This is a genomic window from Cellulomonas sp. (assembly GCF_036279715.1).
In the GTDB taxonomy this organism is placed as follows: Bacteria; Actinomycetota; Actinomycetes; order Actinomycetales; family Cellulomonadaceae; genus Cellulomonas_A.
Map to the genome: position 1 here is coordinate 15,629 of NZ_DASUIR010000036.1, position 15,002 is coordinate 30,630.

Here is a 15,002-nt window from a genome sequence, read left to right on the forward strand (position 1 = left end):
GGCGGTCACTGACCGCCCTTCTGCACGAACCCGCGCACGAACTGCTCCGCGTTGGTCTCCAGGACGTCGTCGATCTCCTCGAGCAGCGCGTCGACCTCGGCGTCGCGGGCCTGTGCCGCGGGGGTCGCGGGGGCCGGGGTGTCGGGGCCCGCGGCCGGCTCGTCGTCGTCGCGGCGGGACTGAGCGTGTTCCTGACCAGCCATGGTGACCTCCCGGGAGGGTGAACGGGCCTTCTGAACACACCCTAGGCCCTGCCCGTCAGGAGAGTCTGTGCACAACGCCCCCGCCAGGCCGCTCGATCCGCGAGGATGCGCGCATGCCACCTGCGCCGACGTCTCCGGCCACCCCGTACGCCGTCGTCCGCCGCCTGCTCGCCGATGCCACCCGCTGCCCCGACTGCACGGCACCGCTGACCCGAAGCCGGTGCGACGCGTGCGGCCTCGAGCTGTCCGGTGCGCCCGGACAGCAGCTGTGGGACCTGTCCCGGATCGCCGCCGACGCGCTCAGCCGGCGCGACAGCTACCTGCAGGCGATGCGCGCGCAGCAGCTGGCGCGCGAGGCCGCGCAGCACCGGTCCGCCCCCCACCCGGCGGCGATGGCGGCGCAGGGCGTCCTCTTGTCGCGCACGTCGGCACCGGGTCAGTCGACCCGTGAGCCTGTGCGCAGCGTCGTGAGCGGAAGCCTCGTGGCCGCGGCACGACACCCGGCTCATGCACCCGACCCGGTCGTCCCGCGCGCCTCCCGATCGCACTGGCGCGTCCAGACCGTGCTGCAGGTGCTCGGTGCCAGCCTGCTCGCGGCGGCGAGCATCGTCTTTCTCGTGTTCAGCTGGGGCTGGATCGGGCTGACCGGCCGTGCGGTCACGGTCGCCGTGGGCACCGTCGTGGTCTTCGCGCTCGCGGACCGGCTGCGGCGGGCAGCGCTGCGGTCGAGCGCTGAAGCCGTCGGTGCGCTCGGGACGGTCATGCTGCTGCTCGACGCGTGGGCGGTGACTGCCACCGGGCTCATCACGGTCACGTCGCACGCGGCGTACGACTCAGCGGCCAGCCTCGTCTGCGCCGTGCTCCTCCTGGCGGGCAGTCGCGCGACGCAGCTGCGCGTCGCCCGCGTGGTGGGAACGGCGCTCCTCCCGCTCGCGCCCGTCCTCCTCGTCCCGCTGGCGACGAGCCCGGTCGCGGCCGCCTGGCTTCTGGCCGGGTCGGTCGTGCTGGCCTGTGGACGCTTCGTGATCGACCGTCCGACGACGGCCGTCGCCTCGCCGGCGGCCGGCGCCTGGTTCGAGCCGGCGGTGCTCACCGGCGCGGCGTGGCTCATGACGGTCGCGGGAGCGCTCGTCGCCGTCGGTGGCGTCCTGGCGGATCCGCGGGGCGACGGCCCGGCTGGCGTCGGTGCGCTCGCGGCTCTTGCCGGGCTCGGCGCGCTGCAGGTCTGGCTCGCCCGCATCATGCGGAGGACCGTCAGCGAGCAGGTCGGGCCGACCGACCGCTCGTGGTGGGCGACGGCGGACTCGGCGACGTGGTGGGCCGCAGCGGCAGGCGCGGTGGCGGCAACGGCATCGGCCGCAGCAGCTGTCGTGACGGGCGCACAGCTCGACCTCCCGGATGCCTCCCTGCTCGCGCTGGTCCCGTGCGGGAGCGCCGCGGTCGTCGCGATCGTCGCGGCCGCGGCCGCGCGCACGCGGGGCAGTATGCCAGTGCGCACCGCTGACGGCGCAGCCCCTCCTCCCCGGGAGGCCCGGATCCGCGTGTCAGACGCCGCGGCGGACGGGGCACTGCTGGTCGCACTCCTCCTGGGTACGCCCGCCGTCCTGGTGCTGCCGTTCGCGGCCGCCCGGGCGACGATCGAGCCGGGCGGCGTGAACCGTGCGGACGTCGCCGTGGCCGGCCTCGCCGGCGCAGCGGTGGTCGCGGCACTCCTCGCTCTCGCCGTTCGTAGTCCCGGGCCAGCAAGGACGGCCCGGCGGTGTGCTGCGTGGCTCGGCGCGGGCGTCGTCCTCGGCGTCCCCGCTGTCGCCGGAACGGCGATCCCGTCGCTCGTCGGGGCGGGCGCCGTGGCGCTCTTCCTCGTGACCGGCGCGGTCGCGTACGGCGTGGACCGACGACTGCCTGACTCGCACCTCGCCCGCACGGCGCTCCGGGCGCCGCTCCGTGCGCTCAGCGCGCTCGCGGTGCCCGCTTCGCTCGTCGCCACGCACGGATCCCCTGGGCTCGTGGCCGCGAGCCTTGCGGGGCTCGCGGCGCTCGCGCTCGGGGTGCGTCCGTGGCTGGTCGGTGCAGAACGTGGCCTCGGCCAGGCACGGGCCGCCGCGGCAGCAGCGGCTGCTGTCGCGGCCTGGGGTGCGGTGCTCGTCGGCTTCGGCGCGGCTGGGGTGCGAAGCCCGCTCGGTGCGCTGCTCGCCGGAGGGATCGGTCTCGTCCTCGTGACGCCGGCGGCCCTGTCACCCGACGCGCGGTGGCCACGCCTCGACCGGTGCACGACGCTCGCGGCGATCGGCGCGCTCGCCGGCGGCGGGTGGGCTGCCGGACTCGCTGCGTCGGGGCGCGCCGGTCAGCCCGCCGCGCAGGAGGTCTTCGTCGTGCTCGTCGCGGCGCTCGCCGCCGTCACGGTCACCAGCGTGCTCGTGGGCGGGGCGGACGCGCTCGGCGACCGCACACGACGCGTCGCGGGCGCGCTCTTCGCGCCGGTCGTCGTGGGCGCGGTCGTGAGTCTGCACCTCGCGCTCGGCGCCCACGACGGTCCCGGTCTGGCAGCCGGGATCGCCGGTGCGGGCGCCCCCAGTGTGCTCCTGGGTCTCCCCCTGGCGTCCACCGGCGCACCGGCCCGCCGCGCGCGGGACGAGGTGCTGCGCCTGGTCCTGGAGGTCACCGGCTGGCTGACCGCATGCGTCGCGCTCGTCGTCGCCGGCGGCCCGGGTGGTCTCGCACTGGTGCTGCTCGTCGGTGCGATCACCGCGGGCGCATGGTCGCTGCAAGCTGACCGCCGCGCCGCGCGGTGGGGCGTCCTCGTCCTCGGCACAGCCGCGTCCTGGGCCCTGCTGCACGCAGGCGACGTCGGGGTCCCGGAGGCCTATGTCGCACCCGCGGGTCTCGTCCTGACGGTCGTCGGCGCGCGGCGACGACGACGCGGTGCACCGGCCGACGCTCCGCTGCTCGCCGCGGGGCTGGCGCTCGCCCTCGTCCCGACGGCACTTCTCGACGGCGTCCTCACGGGCCGTGTTCCCCGCGCCGGTCTGACGCTGGCCGCCGGTGCGCTGGTCGTCGCGATCGGCCTCCGCCTGCGCTCCGCGACCCCACCGGACGACGGGGCAGCGCCCCGACGAGGGCAGGTCGACGCCGTGCATGTGCTGCTCCTGATCGGCCTGCTCGTTGTCGTGGTCGGGCCCGCGCGACACGCCCTGAGCGCCGCGATCGCCACCGTGGGCGGTTCCGCATCGCGCCGCGGCGCATTCGGCGTCCTGCGGATCGAGGCATGGTCGGGCGCTGCGGCGCTCCTCGTCGCGACCGCCACGATGCGGCTCACGAGCCTGTGGCGTTGGGCGACGTACTCACCCCGGACCTGGGGCTGGTGGCTCGTCGCCGCGGTCGCCGCCACACCCTCGCTGGTCGCGGTCGACCGCACGGCGGCCGGGTTCGTCCGCTGGACGATCCCCCTGGCGCTCGGAGGCACGCTCGCGGTCCACGGTGCTCGCGCCCTGGAGCGAGGGAACCGCACACCGGGACAGCGCCCGGCCGGTCGAGCCGACTGGTCACGTGTCGTCTCGCTCGGCTTGACCCTCGCCAGCGCGTCGGCGCTCGTTGCTGCGATACGTAGCCCCCTGCCCCCCGACGTTCCGGTGGCGATCCTTGGCGTCGTCGTGACTGCCGCGGGCGTGACCCGGTGGCGTCGGCTGGCAGTGTCGGCGCCCGGGCCGGCGCACCCCGGGCGAACCGCTCCCTGGCTGACGGCTCCGTGGCCGCTCGCCGGACCGCTGCTGCTGCTGCCCGCGGCGTTCGACCAGCACGGGACGTGGCGGACGCCGGCCGTCCTCGCCGGGGCGCTCGCGCTCGTCGCCATCGGTCTTCGCCTCACACCGCGCAAGTCCAACACAGGCGACGACAGCCACGACGTCCCCGCACCAGCTGTGATGGACCGCGCCCGGCAGCTGCTCCTCGTCAGTGGCGCGTCGCTCGCTGTGGCCGGCCCCGGCGTCCGGGCGACGATCTCCGCAGCCGGTAGCCCCGATCCCGCCCGTGTGCTCGCGGTCGAGGCGTGGTCGCTCCCCGCAGCCGCGGTGATCGGCATCGCGGTGCTGGCACTCGTGCGCATGCGGCGCGCCGTCCTGCCACTTCCGGTCAGCGATCCGCGCCGGTGGGGGCTCGCGCTCGTGCTCACCACGGCGGCGGCGCCGACCCTGCTCGCCGTCGACGGGTCCACGACCGGCTTGATCCGGGTGGTCGCCGTGCTGCTCGCGGGCTCCGGGCTCGCGATCGTCGGCACGCGCGCCGCCGGTGGGGCTCGTCGCTACCTCGGCCTCTGCCTCACTGGCGCGGCAGCTGTCGCATGGACCCTGCGCGACGGGCCGGAACCCGCAGACGTGCCGATCGTGATCGCGGGCTGCGTCCTGCTCGTCGTCGGCTCGCTCGACATGGCCGCGGTGCGGCAGCGATCGAGCTGGCACGGGCTGGGGGCCGGGCTCGTCCTCACGCTCGTCGTGCCGCTCGCGTCGGGATGGGCCGATCCGACGGCGTGGCGTCTGTGGCTCGTGCTCGCGGGCGCCGTGGTCGCAGTCCTCGTGGGAGCCGTCCGCCGGTGGCAGGCTCCGTTCGCCCTCGGCGGCGTGGTGCTGATCCTGCTCGCCCTGGTCCAGCTGTCCCCGGCTGCGGCCGCGGCGCTGCGCGTGGTCGAGTGGTGGATGCTGCTCGCGGTCGGCGGGGCGATCCTGCTGGGACTCGGTCTGACGTACGAGCGCCGGCTGCGTGAGGCCACGGAGGCCGTGCGGTTCGTGGCCGCCATGCGCTGACGGCTGCGGGCCTCAGGCTCCCAGCGCTCTCCTTCAGGCGCCCAACGCCGCGAGGAGGCTGGCCGCGTCTGGGCTGCGGTCGAGCAGCGCTCCCACGTGCTCGCGCGTGCCACGCAGTGGGTCCCGCATCGGCACCCGCTGGAGCGTCGGCGCGCCGGGGACGTCGAAGATCACCGAGTCCCAGCTCGCCGCCGAGATCTGACCGCCGTAGCGCGCGATCGCCTCGCCGCGGAAGTACGCGCGTGTGTCGTCGGGCGGGTGCGTCACGGCGTCCTCGACCAGCTCACGCGAGACGAGGAGCTCGACCGCGCCGGCCGCGACGAGTCGGTGGTACAGCCCGCGCTCGGGACGGACGTCGGACCACTGCAGGTCGACTGCCGCGAGCCGAGGGTGGTCCCACGCCAGGTGGTCGCGCCGTCGCATGCCTTCGAGGAGCCGCAGCTTGGCGAGCCACTCGACCTCACGCGCACAGCTGGCCGGGTCGTCGGCGAGCCGCTGCAGCAGCGAGGCCCAGCGGTCGAGGACGTCACGGGTCTCGTCGTCCCCGACGCCACCGGCGTGCTCGAGGGCCACCCGGACGGCGGCGAGGTACTCCCCCTGGATCTCGAGCGCCGTGAGCCGGCGGCCGTCGACGAGCTCGAGGCGCTCGGTCAGCGCGACGTCGCGACTCACCACGTGCACAGCATCGACAGGGTCGCGCAGCGCGAGCCTGTCGATCGCCGCGAGGGCACCACCCGCGCCACCCTCGGTCACCGCCCGCTCGATGAGCCACAGGACGAGGGATGCCGTGCCGAGCTTGAGATAGGTCGCGACCTCGAGGAGGTTGGCGTCCCCGATGATCACGTGCAGGCGCCGCCAGCGCTCGGGGTCCGCGTGCGGCTCGTCGCGCGTGTTGATGATCGGTCGCCGCAGCGTCGTCTCGAGCCCGATCTCGGCCTCGATGTAGTCGGCGCGCTGCGACAGCTGGAAGCCCGGCACCTCGCCGCGCTGGCCCAGGCCCACCCGACCCGCCCCGGTGAACACCTGTCGGGTGACGAGGAACGGGGTGAAGCGCGCCGCGAGGTCGACGAACGGCACCGAGCGGTCGACGAGGTAGTTCTCGTGGGTGCCGTACGTCGCACCCTTGCCATCGACGTTGTTCTTGTACAGCGCGACGTCCGGCATGGCGAGGGTCGACGCGAGCGCCCGCACCGACGCGAGCATGACGAGCTCGCCGGCCCGGTCCCACCGCACCCCGTCGAGCGGCCCGGTGACCTCGGGCGAGGAGTACTCGGGGTGGGCGTGGTCGACGTACAGCCGAGCGCCGTTGGTCAGGACGACGTTCGCAGCGCCGGGGTCGTCGTACTCCTCGATCCCCGAGCGCGCGAGCAGCTGCGGGCCGTCGCCGGACGGTGCGGGGCTCGACGGTGCGTCGGTCAGCATCGAGGGGTGCGCCGACGCCCGCTGCAGGCGGAAGCCGCGCGCGTCGTGCAGCGGGTCCTCGTCGTCGTAGTCCCAGCGCGCTCGGGTCCGTGCGCTCTCGCGAGCCGTCGCATGCACGGCGACGACGTGGCTCGACAGGAGCATCGGGTTGGCCCCGGGTCGCCCCGGTTGCAGGACCCCGTACTCGGTCTCGATCCCCATCACGCGGCGCACGCTCACGCGGCCAGCCTAGGCGAGACGCACGAGGCGACCTGGGCCGGTCCGCCAGGCAGCGCGCCGAGGCACGACTGACCAGCCCGGCGCGGAGAACAGCGGTGGGCTACAGGTACTGCCCGGTGCTCGTCACGGTCTCGATCGTCCGGGAACCGTCCTTGCCCTTCTTGTCCTGGACGATCGTGCGGATGAACACGATGCGCTCGCCCTTCTTGCCCGAGATCCGCGCCCAGTCGTCGGGGTTGGTCGTGTTGGGCAGGTCCTCGTTCTCCTTGAACTCGTCGACGCAGGCCGTGAGCAAGTGGTCGACGCGGATGCCGCGCTGCCCGGTCGCGAGGAAGTCCTTGATGGCGGACTTCTTGGCGCGGTCGACGATGTTCTGGACCATGGCCCCCGAGTTGAAGTCCTTGAAGTACAGGACCTCCTTGTCGCCGCTCGCGTAGGTGACCTCGAGGAAGCGGTTCTCCTCGCTCTCGGAGTACATGCGCTCGACGACGCGGTTGATCATCGCCTCGACAGCCGCGGCGGCGTTCCCACCGTGCTCGGCGATGTCGTCGGGGTGGATCGGCAGCGACGCGGTGAGGTACTTGCCGAAGATCTCCCGCGACCCCTCGGCGTCCGGCCGCTCGATCTTGATCTTCACGTCGAGGCGGCCGGGCCGCAGGATCGCCGGGTCGATCATGTCCTCACGGTTCGAGGCGCCGATCACGATGACGTTCTCGAGCTTCTCGACGCCGTCGATCTCACTGAGCAGCTGCGGCACGATCGTCGTCTCGACGTCGCTCGACACCCCGGTGCCGCGGGTCCGGAACAGCGACTCCATCTCGTCGAAGAACACCACGACCGGGTGCCCCTGCGACGCCTTCTCGCGGGCACGGGAGAAGATCAGCCGGATGTGGCGCTCGGTCTCCCCGACGTACTTGTTCAGCAGCTCCGGACCCTTGACGTTGAGGAAGTAGCTGCGCGCGTCCGCGGCATCCTCACCGCGTGCGGCGGCCGCGGTCGCGGCGAGCGAGTGCGCGACGGCCTTGGCGATGAGCGTCTTGCCGCACCCGGGCGGGCCGTACAGCAGCACGCCCTTCGGCGGCTTGAGACCGTGCTCGCGGAACAGCTCAGGGTGCAGGAACGGCAGCTCGACGGCGTCACGGATCGTCTCGATCTGGGGTCCGAGACCGCCGATGTCCGAGTAGTCGATGTCCGGGACCTCCTCGAGCACGAGGTCCTCGACCTCGGACCGTGGGATCCGCTCGAACACGAATCCGGTCCGCGGCTCGATGGTGAGCGCGTCGCCGATCCGCACGGATGCCTCGAGGAGCTGCCCCGAGAATCGCACGACCCTCTCCTCGTCGCCGCGCCCGACGACCAGCGCCCGGCCCGTGCCGAGCAGCTCCTTGACGGTGACGAGCTCGCCGACCTCCTCGTAGCCGCCCGCCTCGACGACGGTGAGCGCCTCGTTGAGCATGACCTCCTGGCCGGGGCGCAGGTGGTGGATGTCGAGCGTGGGGCTGGCTCCGACGTGCATCTTGCGGCCCGCGGAGATGATGTCCACGGTGCCGTCGGCGCGCGCTGACAGGAACGTGGCGTACGTGCCGGGCGGCTTCGCGAGCTCGTCGAGCTGGCGCTTGAGCTCGATGATCTGGTCGCGTGCAGCGACGAGCGCCTCGGTGATGCGTTCGTTGCGCGCGGACAGCAGCGCCAGCTCGCGCTGCAGGTCACGGCCTGTGCTCGACGGGTCAGTCATGGCGTGTGCCTCCGTTCCGTGCCGCTCACGGTGCACGCCGGTGTGCGCTGCTCTCGATCGACCTTAACCAGTCGTGTCAATCGATCGCGGGAGCCTGGCCGACGTCGCGCCGGACGCGCCGGATCTTCTTGTCCGAGATGGCGCGCTCGCCGAGCGCCTCCGCCGACCAGGCGTCGTCGGGCAGCACGCGGACGTCGGAGGACACAGTCGTCGGGTCGACGGCCACGCCCGTGTTCCCCTCGGCGTCCGGGTAGGCGCCCTTCGCAGGCCGACGACGGCGCTGCGGGGCGTCGACGCCGTCAGCGAGGCGTCGGGTGGTCAGGAGGAAGCCGGTGTGACCGATCATGCGGTGCTCGGGGCGCACGGCGAGGCCCTCGAGGTGCCAGCCCCGGACGAGGGACTCCCAGGCGGACGGCTCGGTGTACCGGCCGTCGGAGCGCAGGTCCTCGGCGAGCCGCGACAGCTGCGTGGTCGTGGCGACGTAGGCGATGAGCACACCGCCCGGGGCGAGGGCGGTCGCGACCGCGTCGAGGTTCTCCCACGGCGCGAGCATGTCGAGGACGACGCGGTCGACCGACGCAGGCTCGACGGCACCCGGCAGCACGTCGGAGAGGTCGCCGACCGACAGCTGCCAGGCGGGGTGCGGGCCGCCGAAGAAGCCCTCGACGTTCCCGCGGGCGATCGCGGCGAAGTCCTCGCGCCGCTCGATCGAGTGCAGCGAGCCGGCGTCGCCGACGGCGCGGAGCAGGGACATCGTCAGTGCGCCCGAACCCACGCCGGCCTCGACGACCCGCGCACCCGGGTAGATGTCGGCCATCGCGACGATCTGGCCGGCGTCCTTGGGGTAGACGACCGCCGCGCCGCGCGGCATCGACAGGACGAAGTCGGCGAGCAGCGGCCGTACCGCGAGGTACTCGATCCCGGCCGTGTTGCGCACGACCGAGCCCTCGGGCGCGCCGATGAGCTGCTCGTGCGTGAAGTAGCCCTTGTGGGTGTGGAACGACGCACCGGGCGTCAGCGTGATCGTGTGGAGCCGGCCGCGCGGGTCCGTCAGCTGGACCCGGTCCCCCACCCGCAGGGGCCCGCGCCGCTGCTCAGCCCCCGTGCTGGTCGGGGCTGCGGCGGCGGTGGGCTCGGGTGCGAGGGTGGGGTCGGTCACGATCGACCAGTCTAGGAGTGCCTGCGGTCCCGGGAACGCCTACGAGCGCAGGGCGGCGATGACGTCGACGGCCCGCACGAGCGCGACGACCCGGCCGCCGAGCACTGCCACCACGACGGGCGACATCCGGGTGGTCTGGCCGATCGCCTGGACGAGAGCGGCCCCTTCGAGCGACGCGTCCACGACGGCTCCGACGGGCAGCACCACCGAGACCGCGACGACCGGGGTGCTCGCGCGGTGCTCGGGTGCCACGGCGGCCGCCGCTGCCCGGTCCACGTAGGCGGCAGGGCGGCCGTCGGGCGCGAGGACGACGACGTCGTCCACTCCCGCGGCCCCACGGGCCCGGTCCGCATCGGCCAGGGTCGCGTGCGCCTCGACGACTGTGGCCGGCAGCCCGACGGCGGCCACCGTGATCGCTGTCACCGCGCGACCGGTCCGTGCCCCCGTGATCGCTGCGGTCGCGCCGCTCCACAAGAACGACCCGATGAGGAACGTCCACACGATCGTGTACAGGTCCGGGGTCGATCCGCCCAGGATCGGCAGCACGAGCGCCCCGGCGACGACAGCGATGGCGACGACCCGCCCGCCCCAGCCGGCGACGACCGCGCCGCGGTGCCGGTCACCCGTCACGCGCCACACGAGGGCCTCGAGCACGCGCCCGCCGTCGAGCGGCAGACCGGGGACGAGGTTGAAGAGCCCGACGAACCCGTTCGAGAACGCGCCGGCGTACAGGAGCAGCCCGGCGAGCCCCGCAGGCGGCACGGCCTGCGCGCCGACCCAGCACGCGACGGCGATGACCAGGTTCGCGACGGGTCCGACGACGGCGACCAGCGCGCTCGTCGCGGGAGTCGGAGCCGCGCCCCCGAAGGCGGTGTGGCCCCCCCACAGCGTGATGGCGAACTCGTGCACGACCTGACCGCGCGACCGTGCCACGAGCCCGTGCGCGAGCTCGTGGACGAGCACGGACACGAAGAGCAGGACGACGAAGCCGAGCGCGACGACATAGGTGAGCGCTCCGAGCTGGGGCGCCCGCGCCTGCACCGTCGGAGCGAAGATCGCGGTGAGGACGACGGCCGCGAGCAGCCAGCTCGGAGCAAGGATGATCGGGGCACCGGCAGCCCGGCCGATCACCCAGCCCTTGGTGCCACCACGTCGACCGCCGCTGCTGCTCACCGCGTCAGCCTAGGTGCCCCTCCTGAACGGATCCCACGCGTGGCGTACCGGGGTGTCGGGGCCGACACCTAGGCTCGAGCTGTGACCTCGACAGCGTTCCCCGATCCGATGGGCGGCACACCGTCCGGCGCCCTGTCCGACCAGGCGACCGGCGCCGGTCGTGCGGACGCCGACGTCGCCGACGTCCGAGTGAGCCTCGATGTCCTCGACGAGGTCGTCGAGGACATCGTCGGCGATGCCGCTGCCGAGCTCCCCGCTGAGGTCGTGCCCGAGGTCGCACCGGGCACCACGCGGCGCTCCGCACCCGGACTGTCGCCGTCGCGTGCCAACGACTTCTTGCGGTGCCCGCTGCTCTTCCGCCTGCGCGTGATCGACCGCCTGCCCGAGCCGCCCAGTGCCGCCGCGGCTCGCGGGACGCTCGTGCACGCGGTCCTCGAGCAGCTGTTCGACCTGGCCGCAGGCGACCGGACGCGCGACGCCGCCGTCGGGATGCTGCCCGGCGCGTGGCAGACCCTCCACACCGAGCAGCCCGCGTACCTCGACCTGTTCGACGCCGAGGACCAGTGGGACGCATGGTTCGCCAGCGCACGCGACCTGCTCGACACGTACTTCACGCTCGAGGACCCGAACCGCCTCCAGCCCCACGAGCGCGAGGTGTTCGTCCGCACACAGCTCGAGGACGGACCGCAGCTGCGCGGGATCATCGACCGCCTCGACGTCGCGCCGAACGGCGCGGTCCGCGTCGTCGACTACAAGACCGGCCGTTCGCCGCGCGCGGGCTACGAGAGCTCGGCGCTGTTCCAGATGCGGTTCTACGCCTACGTCCTGTGGCGCGAGCGGGGCGTGCTGCCGACCCTGCTGCAGCTCGAGTACCTGGGCGACGGACAGATCGTGCGGCACGCGCCGAGCGAGCCGGAGATGGTCACGTTCGAGAGCCGGGTCCGGTCCATCTGGGCCGGCATCGAGGACTCCGCCCGTTCGGGCGACTGGCGTCCCCGCCCGTCGAAGCTGTGCGACTGGTGTTCGTTCAAGGCGCTGTGCCCCGCGTTCGGCGGCGTCGCGCCCGAGGTGCCCGAGGGTGCCGTCGAGGCAGCCATCGGCGTCGCACCGACTGTCGGCGCCCCGGCCGTCACGGCGTAGCCGACATCATGTCGTAGCAGCCGACGTCGCGCCGCAGCGCCGTCAGGCCCGAGGAGTCGTCTCGACGCCCCGGAGGTCGAGCACGTCGCCCGTCACGATCCGCGTGAGCTCGCCGAGCCCGAGGACCTCGAGCGACCGCACACGGCTCACGCCGACGGGGGCCACGACCGGGACGAGAACCTCGACGGCGATCACGCGCGCGCCGGCCGAGCGCGCCGAGGCAAGCCCAGACGGCGAGTCCTCGATCGCGACGCACCGCGAGATGTCGACACCCAGCCGCTCGGCCGCCGTCAGGTACGGCTCGGGGTGGGGCTTGGGGTGCCGCACCTCGTCCCCGCTCACCACGACGTCGAACACCCCCGCCATCCGGGCGAACGGATCGGCGAGGACGCTGAACGAGGAGGTCACCAGCGCGAGCGGCACGCCCGCGGCGACGAGCGAGGCGAGCAGATCCTCGGCGCCGGCCTGCCACGGCACGGCCGACGCGACCCCAGCGGCAACCCGCTCGTGCAGGAAGTCGCGGATGGCGTCGTCCGACAGGTCCACCCCGCGCGACCTCAGCGCCACCGTGCACACGGACATCGAATTGCCGATCATCGCGAGCGCGTCCTGGCGCGTCCAGACGCCGCCGTGGGCCTCGACGAGCTCGGTCTCCGCACTCATCCAGTACGGCTCGGAGTCGATCAGCGTGCCGTCCATGTCCCAGAGGACGGCGGCGGGCAGCGGGCCCCCGTGCGGGGTGGCCCGACCTGTCGACACCGCGTCGGGGCTGGTCACGATCCACTCCTGTCGCCGTGCTGCGCCGGGTCGCGCATCGAGCGAGGCTACGCCACGTCCACCGGGCGGGGCGCCGCCGGGGCGAGGCGCCGCCGTACGGCACCGTCAGGCGACGGCCCCGGCCTGCTCGTCCTGCGCCGCCTGCGCCACGAGCAGCCGCCGGCGGTCGGCACGACGCTGCGCCTGCGCGATCGGGTCCGGGACGGGCGAGGCCATCCAGAGCCGCTGGGTGTACGGGTGCTCGGGCTGCGAGGTCACCACGGTGGTCTCGCCCCGTTCGACGATCTCTCCCTGGTGCATGACGGCGACCCGGTGGCTGACGTGCCGCACGACCTCGAGGTCGTGGGTGACGAACAGGGGGCATCGCCGACCTCGTGGACCAGGCGAACGCGCACCGGTGACGGCGCGGCCGGGTGCCGGCTCGTACCGCGAGGTCAGGGACCCGGTCTGCCGTCCGTCAGGCGGCCGGCCGGGCTTCCAGCTGCTCGCCGAGGCGACCCGCCGGGGCTGTCCCGCTGCCCGCCCGCGCGCGGGCGTCCTAGGCTGACGGGATGACCGAGCAGGCGCACCCGCCGACCGAGCTCCCGCCGAGGGAGACGATCATGCTTGCCGCCTTCGAGGGGTGGAACGACGCGGGCTCCGCAGCGAGCCAGGCCCTCGAGCACATCCACGAGGTGTGGGGCGCCGAGCAGGTCGACGAGCTGGACCCCGAGGAGTACCACGACTTCCAGGTGAACCGGCCGGTGCTCGGCATCGGTCCCGACGGCCGGCGCGAGATCACCTGGCCGACGACGGCCGTCGCAGTCGCGACGGCACCACGGTCCGGGCGGCAGGTCGTGCTGGTCCACGGGATCGAGCCGTCGATGCGGTGGCGCCGGTACTGCACGGAGCTGCTCGACATCGCTGCGGGACTCGGCGTCAGCACCGTCATCACCGTCGGCGCGCTCCTCGCCGACGTGCCCCACACCCGCCCGATCCCGGTCACCGCGACGAGCGAGGACCCGGCGGTGCGTGAGCTGCTCGGCGTCGACCCGAACACGTACGAGGGGCCGACCGGCATCGTCGGGGTCCTCCAGCACGAGGCCGAGGTCCGCGGCATGCGCGCGCTGTCGCTGTGGGCCGCCGTGCCGCACTACGTGGCACACCCGCCGTCCCCCAAGGCCACGCTCGCGATCCTCACGCGCCTCGAGGGGCTGCTGGGTGAGCCCATCGCGCTCGGCGACCTGCCCGACGACTCGATCGCCTGGCAGGCCGGGGTCGACGAGCTCGCGAGCGAAGACAGCGAGATCGCCGAGTACGTCCACCAGCTCGAGCAGGCGAAGGACACCGCGGATCTGCCCGAGGCGAGCGGTGAGGCCATCGCGCAGGAGTTCGAGCGCTACCTGCGTCGCCGTGACAAGGGCACGGGCGGCTGAGCCCGCAGCGACGCGACGGCCCGCGGCGGCTGACCGCTACAGGCGGACGCCCAGCAGGGCGTTGACCATCCGCGAGACGATGCCTGGCGCGCCGATCACGGCATCGACCGTGCCGCCCGTGCGGAGCGCGTCGTCGGCCCAGGCGTCGACGGCCGCGAGCGCCGCCGGTGCGTCGAGGTCGGTGGCGAGTGCCGACCGGACGGCCGCAAGCGTGGCCGTCGCGTCCGGTCCACCGTTCCCCGACACGGCGCGCTGCCACCGGTCGAGCTGCGCGCGGGCGAGCTTCAGGTCCCCCTCGGTCCAGTCCCAGTCGCTCGCGTAGTGGTGCGCGAGGATCGCGAGCCGGATGGCCATCGGGTCCTCGCCCTGCGTACGCAGCCGCGAGACCAGCTCGAGGTTGCCGCGCGACTTGCTCATCTTCTCGCCGTGCAGCCCGACCATCCCGGCGTGCACGTGGATGCGGGCACCCTCGCCCGCGTCGAGCAGCCGGGCGTGCGACGTGCTCATCTCGTGGTGCGGGAACCGCAGGTCGACGCCGCCGCCCTGCACGTCGAACGGCAGGCCGAGGCCGTCCCGCGCGATCACGGCGCACTCGATGTGCCAGCCGGGTCGACCGCTCCCGAGCTCGCCGCCGTCCCAGGCGGGCTCTCCTGGACGCTCACGGCGCCACAGCAGCGGGTCGAGCGGGTCGCGCTTGCCGGCACGCGTCGGGTCACCGCCACGCTCGGCGAACAGCTCGAGCATCTCGTCGCGGTCGAGACCGGCGACACGACCCAGGTCCGGGTCGACGCTGAGGTCCGCGTAGACGTCACCGCTGCCGTGCCCGGTCGCGTCCGGCTCCTCGACCCGGTACGCAGCGCCGGCCGCGAGGAGGTCGCGCACAGCCTGGGCGACGGCCGGGATCGACTCGACGGCGCCCGTGTAGACGTCGGGCGGGACGACGCCGAGCGACGTCATGTCCTC

General features: G+C 73.8%; 11 protein-coding genes. 3 read left to right on the forward strand and 8 right to left on the reverse strand.

Translation table 11 applies throughout. From position 1 onward, the window contains the following. Positions 1–5: 5 nt before the first annotated feature. Positions 6–203 (reverse strand): ubiquitin-like protein Pup, encoded by a 198-nt coding sequence (locus VFW79_RS04015; RefSeq protein WP_329676024.1) that lies wholly within the window; start codon positions 201–203, stop codon positions 6–8. 113 nt (positions 204–316) lie between these two features. Here VFW79_RS04015 and VFW79_RS04020 point away from each other — a divergent pair, with 113 nt between their 5' ends. Continuing rightward, on the forward strand, positions 317–4,999 hold the full coding sequence (locus VFW79_RS04020; protein ID WP_329676025.1) for an SCO7613 C-terminal domain-containing membrane protein: 4,683 nt from the start codon (positions 317–319) through the stop codon (positions 4,997–4,999). Positions 5,000–5,032: 33 nt separating this feature from the next. Here the strand turns inward: VFW79_RS04020 and dop are convergent, their stop codons facing one another. From dop to VFW79_RS04040, 4 genes are all read right to left on the reverse strand, one after another. Beyond that, positions 5,033–6,640, reverse strand: coding sequence for a depupylase/deamidase Dop (gene dop / locus VFW79_RS04025; protein WP_329676026.1), 1,608 nt, complete (start codon positions 6,638–6,640; stop codon positions 5,033–5,035). 100 nt (positions 6,641–6,740) lie between these two features. Beyond that, complete coding sequence (arc, locus tag VFW79_RS04030; RefSeq protein ID WP_329676027.1) at positions 6,741–8,375, reverse strand: proteasome ATPase; 1,635 nt, start codon at positions 8,373–8,375, stop codon at positions 6,741–6,743. Positions 8,376–8,451: 76 nt separating this feature from the next. Beyond that, positions 8,452–9,537: a tRNA (adenine-N1)-methyltransferase gene (locus VFW79_RS04035; protein WP_414647863.1), complete on the reverse strand. Its 1,086-nt coding sequence runs from the start codon at positions 9,535–9,537 to the stop codon at positions 8,452–8,454. Between the two features lie 36 nt (positions 9,538–9,573). Beyond that, positions 9,574–10,707, reverse strand: coding sequence for a site-2 protease family protein (locus VFW79_RS04040; RefSeq protein WP_329676029.1), 1,134 nt, complete (start codon positions 10,705–10,707; stop codon positions 9,574–9,576). Between the two features lie 81 nt (positions 10,708–10,788). Here VFW79_RS04040 and VFW79_RS04045 point away from each other — a divergent pair, with 81 nt between their 5' ends. Next, on the forward strand, positions 10,789–11,847 hold the full coding sequence (locus VFW79_RS04045; protein WP_329676030.1) for a PD-(D/E)XK nuclease family protein: 1,059 nt from the start codon (positions 10,789–10,791) through the stop codon (positions 11,845–11,847). A gap of 42 nt (positions 11,848–11,889) precedes the next feature. Here the strand turns inward: VFW79_RS04045 and VFW79_RS04050 are convergent, their stop codons facing one another. After that, positions 11,890–12,624 carry an HAD family phosphatase gene (locus VFW79_RS04050; RefSeq protein WP_329676031.1) on the reverse strand — a complete coding sequence of 245 codons (735 nt, stop codon included), beginning with the start codon at positions 12,622–12,624 and terminating at the stop codon, positions 11,890–11,892. Positions 12,625–12,729: 105 nt separating this feature from the next. Then, on the reverse strand, positions 12,730–12,924 hold the full coding sequence (locus VFW79_RS04055; protein ID WP_414647862.1) for a hypothetical protein: 195 nt from the start codon (positions 12,922–12,924) through the stop codon (positions 12,730–12,732). 251 nt (positions 12,925–13,175) lie between these two features. Between VFW79_RS04055 and VFW79_RS04060 the strand changes: the two genes are divergently transcribed. Then, positions 13,176–14,039, forward strand: coding sequence for a PAC2 family protein (locus VFW79_RS04060; RefSeq protein ID WP_329676032.1), 864 nt, complete (start codon positions 13,176–13,178; stop codon positions 14,037–14,039). 36 nt (positions 14,040–14,075) lie between these two features. Here VFW79_RS04060 and VFW79_RS04065 read toward each other — a convergent pair. Then, positions 14,076–15,002, reverse strand: a 927-nt coding sequence (locus tag VFW79_RS04065) for a cysteine--1-D-myo-inosityl 2-amino-2-deoxy-alpha-D-glucopyranoside ligase (RefSeq protein ID WP_329676033.1), incomplete at its 5' end; no start/stop codon positions are given.